The sequence below is a fragment of the Chlorogloeopsis sp. ULAP01 genome (assembly GCF_030381805.1).
Taxonomy (GTDB): domain Bacteria; phylum Cyanobacteriota; class Cyanobacteriia; order Cyanobacteriales; family Nostocaceae; genus Chlorogloeopsis.
The window spans coordinates 430,649-447,170 of record NZ_JAUDRH010000006.1; the positions used below are offsets into that span (position 1 = coordinate 430,649).

Consider the following 16,522-nt stretch of genomic DNA (forward strand, 5'->3'; position numbering starts at 1 on the left):
AAGGCTATCCAGTTCGACAAGGATAGTGAAAAGAGCAAAAGCTTCCCCATCCTGCTAGACTGGCTAGATGTCTTCAGGTCTTGATTTGTGAGTTGTGAAAGGCTTATAGATGTGTTTTGACAGTTAGGCGATCGCGCTGATTCTTGCATCTTGAAGCAGACTCACTAAATGCGATATTGCTGCTTCCATCACACTGCGTTTCTGATTTTGAGTATTGAGGTTGAACGCAGATTTGTAAGTGATCACAATTGATGCACAATGGCGATTTACTCGTTCGCCAATTACCGTTGGATCTGCTTTGAGCAAAGCTTCCAAACGTTGCACGTATTTCGGATCTTGGGCAATCCGAGGCACGTGAAATCTAACTCGTCCCAGAATTGAGTGAGCAATGCTATAAGCTAATTTTGCTGGCTGCTTTGCTTGCTCTTTAGTTTTTACTGGAGGAGTCGCAGATTGAGGGCGAGACGAGGACACGGAATGGTTGGCACTAGAAGAAACGGGAGGAGTTTTGATTTTCTCCTTGGTTTTTTTTGTGCTTGTTTCCTTATCTTGCTCTTGTCTGCTTTTGGTTTTACTTGCAGTTTGTTTGGGAGTTGGTTGTGCAATTAGTGCATTGCCCTCAGACTGAACCAGATTGATTAAATGCGATCGCATTTCAAAATCTGACATGGTTCCAGACTGATACGTTACCACTATCGAGCCAGCAGTGTTATTGACTTCCACTTTCGTGACTAAACTCTCTGCCTTTAGCGACGCTAGCAGTCTTTGACTGTATTTTGGTTCTTGGCTAATGCGAGGTACACAAAGTCCCACTTGCCCTGGAATTGCATGAGCAATACTATAAGCTACTTGATTTTGCTCTTGCCTGATTTTGGTTTGATTTGCAACTGAATGTGAAAAAGCTGGTTGTATCTGCGCTTTTTGATCTGCAATTAATGCATCGCTGGCGGCGTGAATCAGATCGATGAAATGCGATCGCATCTCAAAATCTGACATGGTTCCAGGCTTATAGGCGATCACGATTGAGCCAGCAGTGTTATTAACTTGTACTCTTGTGACTAAATCCTCTGCTTGGAGCAAAAATACCAGTTTTTGATTGTATTCTGGTTCTTTAGCAATGCGAGGTACACAAAATCCTACTTGCCCTGGAAGCGCATAAGTAATGCTATAAACTTCCTTCGATGACCGCTTCCCGATATAATTTTTATCGGACATAACAACTGCCTGGGTTTTTTTTTCTCTAGCAGTTGCCAATTGCAATTGCGAAATCGATCCAACCATTACTTTCCCTCCTCAGTCGGGGCCTGCATTTAAAGGGAATTTCGCCATAAAGGCTAGAGCATAAGACAAAGCAGGTGTTTTGAAGTTACCCCATAAAGTCGATGCTTCTGGAGTAATATCTTCACTTGCTGTCTTTAGTTCTTGAGATTGAGACAGTTGACTAACTTCCTCTGTTGAAGTTTGCGTTGCTGTTGCAAATTCTTGAGGTTGATAATACCGAAGTTCTTCTTTTGGTGTATGCTCTGCTGTCTTAATCGGAATTACCTGCGTAACAGTTTGGTCAGCTAAATCTATTAAGCTAGCCCAGTGGGATACTGGAATGTTACTTGGTTGATAGGCGATCGCTACTGATACCGCATCACAATTTACACGCACATTTGTGACTTGGGGATCGCTTTTGAGCAACTGTTCCAGTCGTCGTGCATAGGCGCGATCAGAACCTAACCGAGGTACGTTTAAGCGCACGCGTCCTGGAACTGAATGAACAACACTGTAAGCAATCTTTGCAGATTGTGCTGCTAAATTATTAGCCCTGCCTACAGTATCTGTTGCAGAAATTTCTTGTTTTAAAGCTGTTGTTTGCTCCACTTTCTCTAAAGAAGCCTCAGAAGTTACCTGGCGATTTTTCGTCGAAATACTATGAAGTTGTTTGTTATTTTTGAATGCCGATAGTTGCGGCTGTATATAGTCAATCACGCGACGGGTTGCATCTGCTGTAATCATGTATACAGGAATTGACACCAATCCGCTGATTCCCAATGCACCTGTTACTCCTAGTCCTGTAAATAAAGGAATAAAAGATATTCCTTGTTCTGTCCAAAAATCAACAGATTTCCATGCTGCAAAGGGATCTGTATTATTTATAGAGTCAGATGATTTCTGCTGCCCGACGCCAAATCTCTCAAGTAATACCAGTAATTCAGCTAAGGAAAGTTGATTTTCATCATATGTAACTACTAAGCTGCTAGTTTGCAGATTAGTAGTAACTTCCTTAACTCCCTTTTGCTGTCGTAAATGCTCAGAGATACTTTGTAGTATCGAGTTATGACTACCGTCAGTAGCGCGAATACGCACACGACCCGGAGTTGCATGGACAACTCTCAAACTACCAAACATTGATTGTATTGGTGAATGCACAGATTCCTTGCCAGTGTCATTGTTTGCTTCATCGCTGTGCTGTTGAGCCAAGATTAAGTCAGACAAGATTTGTGGCGGATGACTTAATCTCCCGCGACTACTAGTGGTCTTTGTCATTTACCCGATAACGACCTCAAGCCAAAAGGTTAACAATAGATAAAATGTAACTTACTTTTCCGGATATTGTATAGTTCTTTAGAAATATTTATTGTCAAATATTCTTAACAATCCTTTTTTGATACTCTTGTTCAGTAATAATATCTAGACTGCTCTCCAGCCGATCTAAAAATACTAATCCTTCAAAATGGTCATATTCATGTTGAAATATCCGAGCAACAAAATCAGTTAATTGTTGTTTTTGCAGCTTGCCATTTCTATCCGTATACTCTATTTCTATTGCTTGGTATCTAGGTACTAACCCTCTGATACCCGGAATACTTAAGCAACCTTCCCAACCTTTAACAACTTCAGTGGAATGAGCAATGATTTTGGGATTAATCATGGCAGTAGGTTCCATCTGTGGGGCGTTAGGATACCTGGGATTTGGTCGGGAAGCTACAATCATCAAGCGGTACGATTGGGCGACTTGCGGTGCAGCAATGCCAACACCATTCGCCTCGATAACTGTGGCAATTAAATCATCAATGAGTTTTTGAATATCCTTGTCTTGAATATTTTCTATCGCGGCTGCTTTTTGCCGCAGGTTCGGATTACCTAATTGAATTACAGGAAGTTGTTCAGCCATAATATTAAATCTATCTGTAAAAGGGACTGGGTACTGGATACTGGGGATTGGGTATTGGTGATTGGGAATTGGATTTTTCTATGCCCTTTGCCTTCTGCCTTGAAAGTCACCTCACCCCTGCCCCTCTCCTTGCTAAGGAGAGGGGTGTCCGACAGGACGGGGTGAGGTTTTTCATGCCTGGCGATGAAACTTGTTTCATTGGGACTGCCTTCTGCCTACCTACGGAAGCCGCTCCGCGTCTACTGCCCTCTGCCTTTTACACTAACCTTCTCGTTGAATTGGCAAAGGCGCTGGCTTAACTGCTACTTGGGCAGTTTGTCCATCACGTTGTACTTGTAATTGTAAGGGAATTCCTATTTTACTGTTTTCCACTAGCTTCTGTACTTCTTCTATACTGGCAACAGATTGGTTGTTGATGCTTTGAATAACATCACCCTCTCGCAGCCCTGCCACTGCTGCTGGTGAACTTGGTACAACATCAATTAATAAAACGCCGCGATCGGTTGTGACATTCAGCCCCAATCTATCTATTCTTTCCTTTACCTCCGGCGTCAGCGTCACCATTTGAATACCCAAATAAGGATGATCTACCTTACCGTTAGCAATTAATTCCTTGCCTATTCGCTGTGCTGTGTTGATGGGAATAGCAAATCCTAATCCTTGAGCACCTTGAAGGATGGCAGTATTCATGCCAATAACTTCACCACGAGCATTTAGTAAAGGGCCACCAGAGTTACCGGGGTTAATTGCAGCATCGGTTTGAATATAATCAACACGTTTATCGCTAGCACCAATAGCACTACTAGAACGACCTGTAGCACTAATTATACCAGAGGTCACAGTATTATCTAAACCTAAAGGATTGCCGATCGCAATTACTGGTTCTCCTGGTTGTAAAGTCTCGGAATTACCCAAAGCAATTGTCGGTAAGTTATTTGCATCAATTTTAATCACAGCTACATCGGTAATGGGGTCTTCACCCAGTACGCGTCCGTCAAAAGTACGGCCATCTTTAAGCCGAACAGTTACAATATCAGCACCATTAACAACGTGGGAGTTAGTTAAAATTTGACCATTACCACTGATCATAAATCCAGAGCCGCTACCTCTTTCTACTCTCGGTCTAGAGCGAGATGGTGAATCACCAAAAAAACGCCGGAAAAATGGATCGCTAAATTCATCTGGCGAGCGGGAAATTATCGTCCTAGCAGCATCGATTCTCACAACAGCCGGCCCCACCTTTTGCACAACTTTGACTACAAAGTTAGGATCTCCTGAGGATTGGAAAATGGGGGGAGGGGCAGGAGCAGCGACGATTGGCGTATTAGTTGGGTTTTGAGCTTGAGGGTTGGGGCTTTGAGTCTCTAATGTGTTGGTGGGTATGGAACAGCCACCTAAAGATACTGCTACGCCACTCAGTAGCATTAACAATAAATTTGTCTTCATCGGTATTCGCTTCTCCGTGTGAATCCTTGAGTGGTAGGATATTGCCTACCAGGAAAGTCCAAAAATGATAACAACCTAAAGCTCATCCCTGGTCTAGAGTACATTTTGCTAAATTGGTGCTTGCTTAATATTATTGTGACGGTTACCAGCAAAGGTGGTAGATCATGACAATTCCCATAGAGAGTCTGTGGAGTCAAGTTCTGGAGCGATTGCAGCTAGAGTTGTCCCGTCCTACCTTTGAGACTTGGATCAAAACTGCTAGTGCCGAGCGATTAGAAAATAATTGCTTGGTAATTCGTACTCCTAATCCTTTTGCTCGTAATTGGTTACAGAAGTACTACATTAAAACCATTGCCAATGTGGTTCAAGATATTCTTGGCCATCCTGTAGGAATTTATATTACTGTTACTCAAGGTGAAGATGTTTCTCAATTCAATGAACGAGAAACTAGTTGGGTAGTACCAACTCAAAATAGTAATGCTGAGACCACAGCTAAAAATAGACCAAAGGCTACAGAATTAAATCTCAAGTATGTATTTTCTCGATTCGTGGTAGGAGCTAACAATCGTATGGCTCATGCCGCATCTTTGGCAGTTGCAGAATCTCCAGGCAGAGAATTCAATCCCTTATTTTTATGTGGTGGTGTGGGTTTGGGAAAAACTCACTTGATGCAGGCGATCGGACACTATCGGCTAGAAATTTGTCCTGATTCAAAAATATTTTATGTCTCTACCGAGCAGTTTACTAACGATTTAATTACTGCCATTCGTAAAGACAGTATGCAAAGTTTTCGCGAACATTACCGTGCTGCTGATGTAATTTTAGTAGATGACATTCAGTTTATTGAAGGTAAAGAATACACCCAAGAAGAATTTTTCCATACTTTTAACACTCTACACGAAGCAGGTAAGCAAGTCGTGCTAGCTTCTGACCGTCCGCCAAATCAAATACCTAGTCTGCAAGAACGTCTATGTTCTCGGTTTTCGATGGGACTAATTGCTGATATTCAACCGCCAGATTTAGAAACTAGAATGGCAATCCTGCAAAAAAAGGCTGAGTATGAAAATATCCGCTTGCCGAGGGATGTAATTGAATATATTGCTTATCATTACACTTCTAATATTCGAGAACTAGAAGGTGCATTAATTCGAGCACTGGCATATATTTCTATTTGGGGCTTGTCTATGACGGTAGAAAATATTACACCAGTTTTAGAGCCTCCTACCGAAAAAGTAAACACAACTCCAGAAGCTATTTTGACGATTGTTGCCGAAGAGTTGAATGTGACAATTGAAGACTTAAAGGGTAACTCGCGACGAAGGGAAATTAGCTGGGCGCGTCAGATTGGAATGTATTTAATGCGGCAACATACGGAACTTAGTTTGCCGAGAATCGGAGAAGAGTTTGGTGGTAAAGATCACACAACTGTAATGTACAGTTGTGAAAAAATTGCTCAATTGAAACAAACAGATCAAGATTTGGCACAAACTCTCCGCAAATTGAGCGATCGCATTAATATAACTAGTCGTTCTCACAAAACATAAATTGAGAAACTTCTGATTATTTTTCCACAACCAAAAGTTGCAATTTTTTAAGTAAAGTATAAAAAAATATTAAGAGAACATTACCTTGTGGAAAAAATCATAATTTTTTGTGGAAAACTCCTACACAATCTGTGGAAAACTTAATTAATTAATTAATAATAACTACGGCTGTGGAAAAATACTCTGGTTTTTCCACAGGTTTTCCACAGGCAGACGCTTACAAAATAATCAATCAAATAAACACATATCATATTTTCCACAATTTCCACAGTTCAAATCTTGCACCACTCCCAACAGTCACCAGGCAGCAGCCCACAAATCCTCGTTACCAGGTTCAACCTGGCAGGTGAAAACTAGAGCCTCTGACTCTCAAATGCTCATTCCCCTCTGTTTGCGTCAGCCTAGACGAGCAAACACGATCTGACACAACGGTGCTACCATAGCCAACACACAAGCTGAATCCGACCATGAAATTAGTTTGCACCCAAAGCGATCTGAGTACTCATCTTTCACTAACTAGCCGTGCTGTACCGACACGTCCAACTCATCCGGTACTTGCTAATGTACTCTTGCAAGCAGATGCTGAAACTAACTGTGTTAGTCTAACAGCGTTTGATCTCAGCTTGGGTATCCGCACCAGTTTTAGTGCTGAGGTTTTAGAAGGAGGAGCGATCGCTTTACCTGCGAAACTCCTTAATGATATAGTTTCGCGTCTGAGCGAAGGAGAAATTACTCTGGATGCTCAATCATCACCAGATTCCGATAATTTAACAGGTTACAGTGGTTTAATTGTCACACTCACACCCAAAAGCGGGCGCTATCAAATCAGAGCTATGGGAGCGGAAGAGTTTCCGGAACTACCTGTAATTGAAGACGCTCAAGCTACGCAGTTTAGAGCCGCTGCTTTGATAGAGGGTTTACGAGGATCACTGTTTGCTACCAGTGCTGATGAAACCAAACAGGTACTCACAGGTGTGCATTTAACTGTTAAACAAGATATCCTCGAATTTGCCGCCACTGATGGACATCGCCTCGCAGTTGTAGAAACTACAAACGATAGTTCAGAAACAAACAATGAAGGTACCTTAGAGGTAACAGTACCAGCAAAAGCTTTGCGCGAACTAGAAAGATTATTAGCTCATAGTGCTGTATCTGAAGAACTGGTAGCTTTATATTTCGATCAAGGTCAAGTTGTGTTTGAATGGCAAAATCAACGCTTGACTAGCCGTACTTTAGAAGGACAATATCCCGCTTACCATTTACTCATTCCTAAGCAATTTCAGCGAGAATTAATTCTGGATCGGCGACAATTTTTAAGCGCTTTAGAGCGAATTGCTGTCTTAGCCGATCAGAAAAATAATTTAGTTAAACTTTCAATTGATAGTGCAGCTCAAGAAATCACCTTATCTGTAGAAGCTCAAGATGTAGGTAGTGCGATGGAGTCAATGCCAGCGCAAGTTTCCGGAGAAGATTTAGACATTGCTTTTAACATCAAGTATTTGATGGATGGCTTAAAAAATATCCAATCTTCGGAAATTCAAATGCAGTTGAATACAAATCTGACTCCAGTCATTTTTCAACCATTGGGTGAGTTGAAGATGACTTATTTAGCAATGCCAGTACAACTCAGGAATTAGACTTAATTGCAGATTGTGACATGGGAATTTCGATCCAAAATTCTGTACCCAATCCTAGCTGTGAGTGACACTTAAAGATACCACCGTGCTTATCGACAACGATTTGATAACTAATTGACAATCCTAAGCCAGTACCATGCCCTACTGGCTTAGTGGTGAAAAATGGATCGAAGATACGTGCTAAGGAATCTTTTGGTATTCCTGGGCCGTTATCGGCAATGCGAACTATTACACTAGGAATACTGTTAGGAATACTGTCGGAGAAAATTTGACTAACAGCTGTTTTAATTTTAATTTGAGCGGAATAATTTTCTGATACAGATTGCTTATGCTGTTCTAAGGCATCAAGGGCATTGCTTAAAACATTCATGAAAACTTGATTAATTTGTCCGGCATAGCACTCAACTAAGGGGAGATCACCATACTCTTTAACGATGTCAATGCCAGAACAGTCAGACTTGGCTTTGAGACGATGCTGTAAAATCAGCAATGTACTGTCAATTCCTTCATGAATGTCAACAGGCTTCATTTCGGCTTGATCTAGCCTGGAGAAATTCCTCAAAGATAGGACAATCTGCCGGATGCGCTCGGTTCCTATTTGCATCGAAGATAGAATTCTCGGTAAATCTTCGACAATAAAATCCAAGTCTATCTCTTCTGCTCGCTCCAAAATATCACGACTAGGGTTAGAGCAGCACTGCTGATAGAGAGCCAGCATCTCCAGCAAATCTCCAGTATATTCCTTGATATGACTGATATTGCCATGTATAAAATTAACAGGATTGTTGATTTCATGAGCAACACCTGCTACCAGCTGACCTAGTGAAGACATTTTCTCACTTTGAATCAACTGAGTCTGCATTTGTTTCATATTTTGCAATGTTTGAGCAAGTTGCTCTGTCTGCTGTCTAGTTTGATTTAGTAAGTCAGCTTGCTCTAGTGCAACAGACAGTTGAGCCGCGACTTGAGTAACAAATTGGATTTCTGAAAGTTGCCATTGACGGGTATAGGCGCACTGGTGAATACACAATAAGCCCCAGAGTTCATCAGCTTTAGCTAGTGGCACAACTAGGTTAGATTGGATCTGAAGTTGATCCAGCATTTGCACGTAGCAAGGATTTAAATTGGCGTTATGAATGTCAGTGATCGCATGAACGCTTCCCTGCCGATATAAAGCAGCATACTTTTTCTTAAAGCAGTTATCTTGAATTTTTAAACTTAAAGCAGAAGTAAATTCTGGTAGAAAATCTTCTGAAACAATTTCACCTTCATCAAACTCGGAATCAGGATCAAAGCAATAAATTACTACTCGATCAGCATTGAGTGAGCGACGGACTTCACTAACGGTAGCTGCAAACATTGTATTTAGATCGAGAGAACCCCTCATCTTAGCTACTACTTCAAAAAGTATTTGCTGTTGCTGTGCCACCTGTCGCAAATTTATCGTCTGCTGTTGCGTTTGTGCAAGCAATTCAGCTTGTTGTAGTGCTACCCCTAGTTGAGCTGCAATTTGAGTAATGAAGTTTACTTCGTTATCTTTCCATTCGCGGGGGCCGGAGTGTTGATAAACTGTCAACAAACCCCAGAGTTTTTCTCCAACAAAAATGGGAGCCAGTACAAAAGCTCGAATCTCATATTGCTCCAAATTGTCGATATGACACTGAGCAAAACCCATTTTGTAAATGTCATCAACTGCGAATGTTTCGTTGTGGCGGTAGCGTCCTCCTTCTGTATCTTGTAAATAGGTATCATTCCAAACTGTATTTACGCCTAGTTTAGATATACCCGACCAATTAGGACTAGTAATTTCAAAATCACCGACAAATTCACCACCCCAATCAGAATTGAAACGATAAACAGAAACACGTTCAGTTCGTAGTAGGTGACAAACTTCTTTAGTGGTTGTTTGAAAAATGGTATTGGCGTCAAGAGACTGACGAAAATTGGCAACTACTCCAAATACAGCCGCCTGTTGTTCAGTTACCTGCTGTAGTTGCTGCATCCGTCGTTTGACTTGCTTTTCTAAATCGGTATTTAAGGCTTGCACCTGTTGATAGAGTTCGTACTGCTGAATTGCCGACGCAAATTGTTTACCAATTTCTCTTGCCAGTTCTATTTCTTCAACTGCCCATTGCCGAGCTTGCGCTTGTTTTGATTCGCGCCAAACTGCAAATGATTTACGGGGGAAACTTTGCCTCTCATCAGGATCGAAATGTCCAGCCCATAAGGTTTCTGTGTCTATTTCGTCTCTAAAAATACTTAAATATCCTATTAATTGCTGACGATAATGAAGTGGAATGATCAAAATACTGCGAATTTTAGTTGCTCCAAAGGCGGCTTGTAAACTTCGCAAACTGGAGATTTGATAAATATCTGAAATTGCCCGAACGTCGTATTCACTACCCTTGTAATGTTCTTGCCAGACGTTATATTGCTCTATCAACGGATATATAGTTTGTTCTGGAATTGCAGGTTGCTGTCCACAAATATAAAGCCTGAGACAATCACTTCCTGGTGTTAAACACTCAACGAAGCTTTTTGTAGTGGCATTCTGAAAATTAGAAGTGTCATACTTCATGCACAACCTGCCACCAGATCCACCAAAGGCGGCAACTGTTGCTTCTAAAGCTGATTGTAATGCAATTGTTGGTAGCGAATGCAGCAGGGAAGCTACACGGTTAACAATTGCTTCTCGTTCGGCTTTTTCACGGGCTTGAGAGAGCAGACTACTGTGGGCGATCGCAACTGAAAGTTGATCAACCACCATCTGTACTACTTCGATTTCACCTTCTGTAACTTGGCGTGGTTGGGAATGATGAGATACCAGCAACCCCCAAAGCTTTTCTTGATGTAGTATTGGTGTGACAAGAGAAGATTTTACCCCCATTGCTGTTAAATATTCTACATGACATGGGTCTACAGAACGATAACAAATATCCTCCGAGACAAATTCTCCAGTTTTCATGTCACGTACTGGACTTTGGGTGATTTGCTGATTGCTAACATCAACAACCGAGCGTACCCGTAACTTTACAAATAATTCACGGGCATGAAGTGGAATATCATCAGCAGGAAAATTTAATCCTAACAGCGATGGCAATTGATTATCATTTATAGACTCAGCGATAACCTGACCGCTATCATCACTATGAAACTTATAAATCATCACTCGGTCTGTACCGAGAAATAAACGCAATTCTGCGACTGTTGTTGTCAGAATTTCTTGTAAGTCTAGTGACAGACGAATACGGTTAATTATACGACGTATCAAGTTTTCTTGTTCAATATTTACCCGTAAATTTAATTCTTGAGATACAGCCATTTTTGTCCAAATCAATAATTTATGAGCTAGATAACTAGCAGTACTAAAAATATTGTTCAAATCATTGAATATATTTGTCTACAGTAAGATTACCAAAACCTACCTTTATGATTTATTTATAAATTTCAAGTAAATACTTTTAATATATGTTTATTTAGCTTAACATTACAGTAATAAAATGATATTTGTAAGACAAAAATCTGAATATAAATCTAAAATAAATACACAGATCCCCGGCTTTTTAGAGAATTCGGGGATCTTAAACTTAAAAATATTAGAGATGGACAGTATCCACCTGACAATATTAAGTTTTTACAGTTTCGGCAAAACGAATTTTAAGATAGTCATCTTCCATTTTTGCTCCTGCTGGTTGTAGTGTAGCTAAGGCTTGCGGCAAGACTAAGTTCCGGCGATGATTACCAATTGTGATATTTAACTCATCACCTGTTTTACTCAATTGAACTTGGTTTTTGGGAATGCCTGGTAAGTACAATTCCAGACTATACTGATTTTTGTCTTGTACAACTCTAATGGTAGTTTCTTTGTAATAAACCTGAGTGGGATCTTCGTCTTGGTAGAGGGTTGTTTTGAGACGCTCTAATGCCTCTAAGCCACACATCTCTTCTGAGAAAAGAGGTATTTCCTTCACTGGTAAAGGATGAAAATTCTCATGAATTTCCTGACGATATTGCTGTTGATTTTCCTTCCACCGTTGGAAAAATGGATCTTGGACTTCGCTAGGAATAATGCGATTAGCTACGACTAAATCAGTTGCAACATTATATAAACTTAGATAAGCATGAGCACGAAGAGATTCTTTAATTACCATTTTTTCTGGATTGGTAATGAGACGTACCGAAGTTTGTGTGTTGTCTGTTAATACTTTTTCTAACGCTTCAATTTGTTCATAAAACTCATAAGGTGCGTCCATTACCTCTTTGTCAGGCAAAGAAAAACCAGCAATTGGTTTAAAAAGAGGCTCTACTAAAGGTCTAAGTGCAACTGAAATATTTTGAAACGGCTTGTAAAAACGGCGCATATACCAACCGCTAACTTCTGGTAGACTCAGCAGTCGCAATGCCGTACCTGTGGGTGCAGAGTCGATAATTAAAACATCAAAATCGCCTTCATCATAATGGCGTTTCATCCTCACCAAGCCAAAAATCTCATCCATGCCTGGTAGAATTGCCAATTCTTCTGCTTGTACTCCATCTAATCCTCGTGCCTGCAATACCTGAGTAATGTAACGCTTTACAGCACCCCAATTTCCCTCTAATTCTTGCAGTGCATCTAGTTCTGCACCCCATAGATTGGGACGAATTTGTCGAGGAGTATGTTCCAGTTCCAAGTCAAAGCTATCTGCTAAGGAGTGAGCAGGATCTGTACTCAACACCAATGTACGATAGCCTAGTTCTGCACAACGAAGTCCCGTAGCGGCGGCAACGGATGTTTTACCTACACCGCCTTTTCCTGTCATCAAAATTACACGCATGAATGATTCTGTCTGGCTGAGAAGAGTTTACATTTATTTACATTATCGACTGTTTAAGGGAAATAAATGCTGTTTGAGGACATCTAATCGCGAACAGTTCCAATAATCAATGTGAGAAACAATCATTCCTTGAGAATTTAAGCGTAATTCACTCCAGCCAGGGATAGAAATACGCGGTTTCCAGGGCAGGGGTGTATTCCAGCTGAGTGTCCACTTGGTTTTGATGGTGTCTTCCTCTAATTGGATATCATGCAAGTCCATTTTGAGATTTAAAAAGAAAGTCTCGATGAATTTAATCATCTGCTTGTATCGCTCAACGCCCGAAAATTTGTTAAGTGGATCTTGAAAATAAACATCTTCGGCATAGATGCTGTAGGTTTGATTAACTGGAAATCTTTGATAGTCCTCTTGGAGGATTTTAATAATGTCCATAGGAAGTATGGGACTGTATTTTATCAGTGTTGATTTGGTTTTTTATTACCTTCAATCAGCCAGGAACTCAAGTTCCTGGCTAATAGCTTAAGTCGGTTAAAACCGACTATGATTCTATGTTTCAGTTCGTTTTAACGGACTTGGGCTATTAGCCCGAAAATAAATTTCCGGGCAATCTATTCCCTATTCCCTGTTCCCTGTTCCCTCTATTAACCTCTTAATATTAAAGATAGATAAAAAATACATACTTGAGCCTTTATACAAACACCTAATTTTCCCTAATTTTCTATGACTATTGAACGACGAGTACCGCCACCAAATTACCCCAAAGTAGAATTCGGGCGACGAATTGCAGCTTTTAGTATTGATTTCCTTTTAATCTGGGTGATTAGCTCTCTGCTTGGAAGTAATAGGCTCGGTATCCAGGTAATACAAATACTGGTTTTTGCGATCGCTTGGCTATTGTTGCGAGTAGTGGTGGTATATAACAATCAAGGACAAAGTTTAGGGCGTTATGCTCTTGACATGAAGGTGCTAGAAGTCGAGCGAGGAAGAGTTCCAGATTTGCAGACTCTTTTCAAACGAGAAGTGATCGTTGGTTTGGGTGCGCTGTTGCTTTCTGTTGCTTTAAATAACATCATCCGCAATCCCACTGCTATACTGCTAATACTTCCCTTAGCGATTGACTGTGGTGCTGCCTTATCTGATACTCAGATGCGGCAAACTTGGCATGACCGTTATGTTAAGACTATGATTGCTTCCTCGCGTCGTGGCTACTCGCTAGATATAAAAGTCAAGCGATTAGTTGATAGTGTGCGTCGGAATGTGAGATAATAGCGATTTGTGTTAATTGTCGGACTTCAATTTTTTGTAAGATTATGGCTAAGGCTAAAGGTGTCCGGATCATAGTGACATTGGAATGTACAGAGTGTCGTACAAATCCAGATAAGCGTTCTCCTGGTGTTTCGCGTTATACCTCAACCAAAAATCGTCGCAACACCACCAACCGTCTAGAACTGAAGAAGTTCTGTCCTCACTGCAACAAGCACACTGTTCATAAGGAAATTAAATAGGCAATCATGAGTTACTATCGTCGTCGTTTGTCTCCGATTAAGCCGGGAGAACCTATTGATTACAAAGATGTAGATTTATTGCGTAAGTTCATCACCGAACGCGGTAAAATATTGCCGCGTCGGATTACTGGACTGACGGCTAAACAACAGCGAGATTTGACACTCGCGATTAAACGCGCTCGAATTTTGGCTTTGTTGCCGTTCATCAACGCAGAAGGCTAATAATAGTTATGAATGATGAGTGTTGAGTGATGAGTGAATTTGTACTCAAAACTCAAAACTCAAAAATTGCAAAGATTTAAAACTTTATTTAAGAAAATGCAAGGCTTGTGGAGAAGGGGACGTTAGTTGAATTTAGAATTGGTGGCGATCGTCGTCTGGCTGTAGTTGATCGTCCAGATGGTAAAACCCGTTGGTTCGTGATCGATGAACGGGGGCAATCTCACAGTTTGATGCCGCGACAAATCACCTATACAGTTACTAAAGAAACCTACAAGCCTTTGCAGATTCCCAGTTTTCTGGAAGAAGTAAAGCCTTACTTAGATCCATCTAGCTTAGAAGTAGCCTGGGAATTACTGGTGGAAAGTGGGGAAACAGTCACGCCAGAAGAAATGGCTAATCTGCTGTTTTCGGAATCAGAACCGCCTCAATGTTATGCTGCTCATTGCTTGTTATCAGATGACAAAATTTATTTCAAGCAAAAGGGAGACTCCTACGAAGCCCGAACAGTAGCTCAAGTAGCAGAACGCAAACACCAGTTAGAAGTAGAGGCACTTAAAGCTAAAGGACAGCAGGAATTCTTGGCTCGTGTAGAGCAGGCGCTCAAAGGTGTACCAGTAGAGTGGCAAAGACATGATCGCCATCGTTTGGAAGCTTTAGAGAAATACGCAGCGCTGCTTGCTGATGTTGTGCGTGTAGGTATAAGTTATGAGTCTCTGGCTCGTGCATATCCACCGCCAGCGCCAGTTCTGGAAACAATGAATATGTTGGGACGTTCTGCAACTCCCCAAGGAGCCTTTCAACTATTAGTGGACTTGAGTTGGTGGAGTCCTCACGAAAACCTGTTTCTGCGTCGTTCGTCAATTCCTGTTCAATTCCCCAGCAAGGTATTAGAAGTGGCGCAACAGCAATTGGAATTTCCACCACCAGATCCAGACACAAATCGTTTGGATCTCACCCATCTCAAGGTATATACAATTGATGATGAAAGTACTACTGAAATAGATGATGGTTTAAGCTGGGAATTATTTCCAGATGGGCGAGAAAGGTTATGGGTACACATAGCTGATCCTACTCGTTGGTTAATCCCAGAAGACGAATTGGATCTGGAAGCCAGAAAGCGAGGTAGTACAGTATATTTACCGACGGGCATGGTTCCCATGTTCCCTGAGGTGTTGGCAACTGGGCCGATGAGTTTGGTACAGGGTAAGGTTTGTTATGCTCTCAGCTTTGGTATAATTTTAGACGAATTAGGTGGAGTAGAGGATTACAGCATCCACGCCAGTTTAATTAAGCCTACTTATCGCCTCACCTACGAAGATGTAGATGAAATGCTGGAGTTGGATGTACAGGCAGAACCAGAAATTGCAGCGATCGCTAGATTGGCAAATAAGCGTAAAGTCTGGCGGTACAATCAAGGAGCCATCAGCATTAATATGCCGGAGGCAATGATTAAAGTCAAAGATGACGATATTAATATATATGTTTTAGATGACTCTTCCTCAAGGCAACTAGTAGCTGAAATGATGATTGTTGCCGGTGAGGTTGCTGCCCGTTACGGCCAAGCCCATAATATTCCTTTACCGTTTCGCGGTCAACCGCAACCAGAATTACCCAGAGAAGAGGAATTACTCCAACTGCCAGCAGGCTTTGTTCGTGCCTGTGCGATGCGTCGCTGTATGCCCAAGAGTGAAATGAGCATTACACCGATGCGTCATGCTGGTTTAGGATTAGATACTTATACACAAGCGACTTCTCCGATCCGCCGTTACAGTGACTTGCTGACTCACTTTCAACTGAAAGCTCACCTGCGAGGCGATAATCCACCCTTTTCGGCAGAACAACTCAAAGAAGTGATGCTGACAGTCAGCACTATTACCCAAGAGGCAACGATGGTGGAAAGACAAACTAATAGATATTGGGCTTTAGAATATTTGCGCCGCTATCCAGAAATAAGTTGGCAAGCAACAGTGCTGATGTGGTTAAGGGAAGATAGCAATTTAGCACTAATTCTCTTAGAAGATTTGGGCTTGCAGTTGCCAATGTCTTTCCGGCGTCTTGTGAAGTTAGGCGAACATATTTTGGTGAAAGTTGCCCATGCCGATCCGCACAAAGATGTAATTCAGTTCCAAGAAACAATTTATCAAGAAGCACAAACTGCGGTTCATTAAAAAGGGGACTGGGGATTAGGGAT

Annotated in this window: 13 protein-coding genes; 6 read left to right on the forward strand and 7 right to left on the reverse strand. The window is 41.3% G+C overall.

Annotation, left to right across the window (positions count from 1 at the left end; translation table 11 throughout):
• Nucleotides 1-123: 123 nt before the first annotated feature.
• From QUB80_RS14720 to QUB80_RS14735, 4 genes are all read right to left on the reverse strand, one after another.
• Nucleotides 124-1,281 carry an HMA2 domain-containing protein gene (locus QUB80_RS14720; RefSeq protein ID WP_289790240.1) on the reverse strand — a complete coding sequence of 386 codons (1,158 nt, stop codon included), beginning with the start codon at nucleotides 1,279-1,281 and terminating at the stop codon, nucleotides 124-126.
• Between the two features lie 12 nt (nucleotides 1,282-1,293).
• A complete protein-coding gene (locus QUB80_RS14725) occupies nucleotides 1,294-2,535 on the reverse strand; it encodes an HMA2 domain-containing protein (RefSeq protein WP_289790241.1) in 1,242 nt (413 codons plus the stop codon).
• 94 nt (nucleotides 2,536-2,629) lie between these two features.
• Nucleotides 2,630-3,163 carry a peptide deformylase gene (def, locus tag QUB80_RS14730; RefSeq protein ID WP_289790242.1) on the reverse strand — a complete coding sequence of 178 codons (534 nt, stop codon included), beginning with the start codon at nucleotides 3,161-3,163 and terminating at the stop codon, nucleotides 2,630-2,632.
• A gap of 261 nt (nucleotides 3,164-3,424) precedes the next feature.
• Entirely contained in the window at nucleotides 3,425-4,609 is a 1,185-nt protein-coding gene (locus QUB80_RS14735) for an HhoA/HhoB/HtrA family serine endopeptidase (RefSeq protein ID WP_289790243.1), read from the reverse strand.
• Between the two features lie 164 nt (nucleotides 4,610-4,773).
• Here QUB80_RS14735 and dnaA point away from each other — a divergent pair, with 164 nt between their 5' ends.
• Together dnaA and dnaN are read left to right on the forward strand one after the other, a co-directional pair.
• Nucleotides 4,774-6,153 carry a chromosomal replication initiator protein DnaA gene (dnaA, locus tag QUB80_RS14740; protein ID WP_289790244.1) on the forward strand — a complete coding sequence of 460 codons (1,380 nt, stop codon included), beginning with the start codon at nucleotides 4,774-4,776 and terminating at the stop codon, nucleotides 6,151-6,153.
• Nucleotides 6,154-6,620: 467 nt separating this feature from the next.
• Nucleotides 6,621-7,790, forward strand: coding sequence for a DNA polymerase III subunit beta (dnaN, locus tag QUB80_RS14745; RefSeq protein WP_289790245.1), 1,170 nt, complete (start codon nucleotides 6,621-6,623; stop codon nucleotides 7,788-7,790).
• Here the strand turns inward: dnaN and QUB80_RS14750 are convergent.
• The 3 genes from QUB80_RS14750 to QUB80_RS14760 form a co-directional block, all read right to left on the reverse strand.
• Entirely contained in the window at nucleotides 7,780-11,112 is a 3,333-nt protein-coding gene (locus QUB80_RS14750; protein ID WP_289790284.1) for a GAF domain-containing sensor histidine kinase, read from the reverse strand. The genes dnaN and QUB80_RS14750 overlap by 11 nt on opposite strands.
• A gap of 304 nt (nucleotides 11,113-11,416) precedes the next feature.
• Nucleotides 11,417-12,604 (reverse strand): TRC40/GET3/ArsA family transport-energizing ATPase, encoded by a 1,188-nt coding sequence (locus QUB80_RS14755; protein WP_289790246.1) that lies wholly within the window; start codon nucleotides 12,602-12,604, stop codon nucleotides 11,417-11,419.
• 42 nt (nucleotides 12,605-12,646) lie between these two features.
• Complete coding sequence (locus tag QUB80_RS14760) at nucleotides 12,647-13,036, reverse strand: C6orf136 family protein (protein ID WP_289790247.1); 390 nt, start codon at nucleotides 13,034-13,036, stop codon at nucleotides 12,647-12,649.
• 288 nt (nucleotides 13,037-13,324) lie between these two features.
• Here QUB80_RS14760 and QUB80_RS14765 point away from each other — a divergent pair, with 288 nt between their 5' ends.
• From QUB80_RS14765 to QUB80_RS14780, 4 genes are all read left to right on the forward strand, one after another.
• On the forward strand, nucleotides 13,325-13,870 hold the full coding sequence (locus tag QUB80_RS14765) for an RDD family protein (RefSeq protein ID WP_289790248.1): 546 nt from the start codon (nucleotides 13,325-13,327) through the stop codon (nucleotides 13,868-13,870).
• A 44-nt stretch (nucleotides 13,871-13,914) separates the two neighbouring features.
• Nucleotides 13,915-14,109 (forward strand): 50S ribosomal protein L33, encoded by a 195-nt coding sequence (gene rpmG / locus QUB80_RS14770; protein ID WP_009453780.1) that lies wholly within the window; start codon nucleotides 13,915-13,917, stop codon nucleotides 14,107-14,109.
• Between the two features lie 6 nt (nucleotides 14,110-14,115).
• Nucleotides 14,116-14,331 (forward strand): 30S ribosomal protein S18, encoded by a 216-nt coding sequence (rpsR, locus tag QUB80_RS14775; RefSeq protein WP_289790250.1) that lies wholly within the window; start codon nucleotides 14,116-14,118, stop codon nucleotides 14,329-14,331.
• A gap of 107 nt (nucleotides 14,332-14,438) precedes the next feature.
• Nucleotides 14,439-16,499, forward strand: a complete 2,061-nt coding sequence (locus QUB80_RS14780; protein ID WP_289790251.1) for a ribonuclease catalytic domain-containing protein — start codon at nucleotides 14,439-14,441, stop codon at nucleotides 16,497-16,499.
• Nucleotides 16,500-16,522: the final 23 nt, after the last annotated feature.

What these genes read in the sequence shown, in the direction of transcription:
- dnaA (WP_289790244.1), top strand. Translation starts at nt 4,774, where the DNA reads ATGACAATTCCCATAGAGAGTCTGTGGAGTCAAGTTCTGGAGCGATTG.
- def (WP_289790242.1), bottom strand. Translation starts at nt 3,163, where the DNA reads ATGGCTGAACAACTTCCTGTAATTCAATTAGGTAATCCGAACCTGCGG.
- QUB80_RS14720 (WP_289790240.1), bottom strand. Translation starts at nt 1,281, where the DNA reads ATGGTTGGATCGATTTCGCAATTGCAATTGGCAACTGCTAGAGAAAAA.
- rpsR (WP_289790250.1), top strand. Translation starts at nt 14,116, where the DNA reads ATGAGTTACTATCGTCGTCGTTTGTCTCCGATTAAGCCGGGAGAACCT.
- rpmG (WP_009453780.1), top strand. Translation starts at nt 13,915, where the DNA reads ATGGCTAAGGCTAAAGGTGTCCGGATCATAGTGACATTGGAATGTACA.
- QUB80_RS14765 (WP_289790248.1), top strand. Translation starts at nt 13,325, where the DNA reads ATGACTATTGAACGACGAGTACCGCCACCAAATTACCCCAAAGTAGAA.
- dnaN (WP_289790245.1), top strand. Translation starts at nt 6,621, where the DNA reads ATGAAATTAGTTTGCACCCAAAGCGATCTGAGTACTCATCTTTCACTA.
- QUB80_RS14735 (WP_289790243.1), bottom strand. Translation starts at nt 4,609, where the DNA reads ATGAAGACAAATTTATTGTTAATGCTACTGAGTGGCGTAGCAGTATCT.
- QUB80_RS14725 (WP_289790241.1), bottom strand. Translation starts at nt 2,535, where the DNA reads ATGACAAAGACCACTAGTAGTCGCGGGAGATTAAGTCATCCGCCACAA.
- QUB80_RS14755 (WP_289790246.1), bottom strand. Translation starts at nt 12,604, where the DNA reads ATGCGTGTAATTTTGATGACAGGAAAAGGCGGTGTAGGTAAAACATCC.
- QUB80_RS14760 (WP_289790247.1), bottom strand. Translation starts at nt 13,036, where the DNA reads ATGGACATTATTAAAATCCTCCAAGAGGACTATCAAAGATTTCCAGTT.
- QUB80_RS14750 (WP_289790284.1), bottom strand. Translation starts at nt 11,112, where the DNA reads ATGGCTGTATCTCAAGAATTAAATTTACGGGTAAATATTGAACAAGAA.